The sequence below is a fragment of the Candidatus Bathyarchaeota archaeon genome, from assembly GCA_026014685.1.
In the GTDB taxonomy this organism is placed as follows: Archaea; Thermoproteota; Bathyarchaeia; order Bathyarchaeales; family Bathycorpusculaceae; genus Bathycorpusculum.
The window spans coordinates 1-2158 of the sequence record JAOZHW010000018.1 but is presented as its reverse complement, the minus strand read 5'-3'; the positions used below and the strand labels follow the sequence as shown (position 1 = coordinate 2158).

At 52.2% G+C, this 2158-nt stretch carries 3 protein-coding genes; all 3 read right to left on the bottom strand.

Features of this window, described 5'->3' with window-relative positions; translation table 11 throughout:
• Window positions 1-105: 105 nt before the first annotated feature.
• Window positions 106-1551 carry a terminase family protein gene (locus NWE96_11020; protein MCW3984504.1) on the bottom strand — a complete coding sequence of 482 codons (1446 nt, stop codon included), beginning with the start codon at window positions 1549-1551 and terminating at the stop codon, window positions 106-108.
• Window positions 1490-1969, bottom strand: coding sequence for a hypothetical protein (locus NWE96_11015; protein MCW3984503.1), 480 nt, complete (start codon window positions 1967-1969; stop codon window positions 1490-1492). The genes NWE96_11020 and NWE96_11015 overlap by 62 nt, the downstream gene beginning before the upstream one ends.
• Window positions 1966-2158 (bottom strand): hypothetical protein (locus NWE96_11010; protein ID MCW3984502.1); only part of this gene is annotated, 193 nt, incomplete at its 5' end. The genes NWE96_11015 and NWE96_11010, both read right to left, overlap by 4 nt.

Sequence of the window (2158 nt, the reverse complement as noted above, 5' to 3'; positions counted from 1 at the left end):
TAGTGTGCGTCTCGTAGCTGATGTTAAACGTGAACTTCTCTTCCTCCCGATTGTAGATGCGCCGAACCTGCCTAACCCGAAAATCCCTCTGCCGCCGCACATCCGTCACCTCGGAATAACTGTTAAGAATGGTTCGGGCTCCATCTGCACAGTCGCAAACACAGCCAACGCAATACTCCAAAACACATCATCATGCGTACCGTTCGGATGCGAAAAGCCTATGGCGCCGTCCTTGCGCAGCTCATAACGCTCCACGTTCAATTCAGTACATATGTCCCCTCGATATGGCCGCTCCCAATTCAGCAGTGGATAGTAGAATTGTTTGTTCATCATGCGCTGCTTTAGTAGGCTTGCCATTTCGCTTTTTCTGGGCACACTGAAGTTGACGCCTTCAGCATTCTCGATGCCAGCGTTCTCCATGTCAGCGATAATCGATGGTCCTTCGCGTGTGAAGTCCACTCGGATTTTCTGGAAGCCGCCCCACCTGTCCTGCAGCGCTTTCAAGTAGCCAAGTACTTGAGCGTAGAGTGTGGGCTGCTGGAAAATCTTCAAATGCCGCAGAAACAGCTTATCATTTAAGCGTTCAACCACTGAGAGCACACAGTAATCCCTTGTCTGCGCCAAGTCCAATCCAGCAAAAAACTCGCCTTGACACTCATCTTCAGAGTTGAATTCTTGCAAGTCAAAACCACAGTTCTTCACCGTACCCACACAGGAAACAATCAGGCTCTGAGGCAACCACACGTCTTCGTCCTCAGCCCACTCCGCCTCCATCTCCCGACGCCAACGTGCTGGGTCGTCGCCGAACTGGCGCTTAATCTTCTCAATGATGGCGGGTTTTAGTGGACCGTTGGGTTCCAGCGCCTGCTGCCAAGTGATGTGCGTCCTGCCGAAATCACTGTAGTCTTTGTGGTTGCACATCTTCCAAAACAGGCTATCCGTATTCCACGGCGTAGAAGTCGCAATCAGCCTGCCGTTGGTTGTGCCCAGCGTAAACAGTATCGCATCATACAGGTCTTCGTCGTTGGCGGTAAAGTTGCATTCCTCCCACCAGATAACATGAAACGACGGACCGCGAATCGTGTCAGGATTATTCGGAAACGCCTCAATCACACTGCCGTTGGGCAGGCTAACGCGAGTCTTTTGGATGCCCCGCTCACACCCAAGATACCTGCGGGCGAACCCGCCGATACGCCGAATATTCAGCTTAGTCTGCCGCCAACTAGGCCCAACAATCGCGATGTAACTGTTCGGATGCTCAATAGCGTACTTGAGGACTAAGCCTGAGACTATGAAGCTCTTGCCCGTCTGCCGCGGCCAGCGAACAGCGTTAAACTGGTACTGCTCAAACTTTGCCTCCAAATCCAGCTGATAAGCGTAGGGCGTAAAACCGAAAACCCGCTCACAAAACTCCTTAAAGCTATGCTGCAAAGCTTCCACCTGCCTTTGCTGCTCTACCATGTGGGCGCCTGCAATTGCCTCGATGCGCTCAACTTTGGCTTTCGCTTGCTCCAGCCGAAGAGTTCTCGCCTTTTTTCTCCAACCCCTCATACTTAGCCTCCAACGCGTCTAAACGCTCCTCAATTCCACGGTAATCGAGGTACTCGGCGAAGGCGTCCTTGTAGGTCTTAGCTAACGTAGCCACAACCTGCAACCTGCCCACCTCGTCCTTGCTCAACCCAGCCTCAGCACTCTTGAGCAACGCGGCAGCCAAAATCCGCAACGTCTCCTCCACATTAGGCAAATCCGCAGGCAGCGATAGTTGGGAAGAAGAAAAAATCGTCTTTTTCCCAGAACCACGCCTTTTTTCTTCTTTCACCGCTTTGAGCTTCAAATCAAACATCTTCTGCACTACCGCATCACGCGACTTCACCATAACCCTGCAGATGTCGTCAACACTCTTGCCCTCTTCAACCAGCCGCTGAAGCATGCGAATTTCCTCTATGTCCCACGGTTTACCCTTCGTCATGCCTTCTGCCCCACAAACAACCCAACAATCGTGCCACTCAAACCCGTGATAGCAGCGAAAACCTCAGCATTCCAAGCGTGAAACAGCATCATGTGTGCCAGCTCCAGAGCGGACATGAAGGCGGTCATGCCTATGGCGAACTTCACGCCCAAAACCAGCTTCGCATTGGGCTCTTCCTCAATCCAGCGT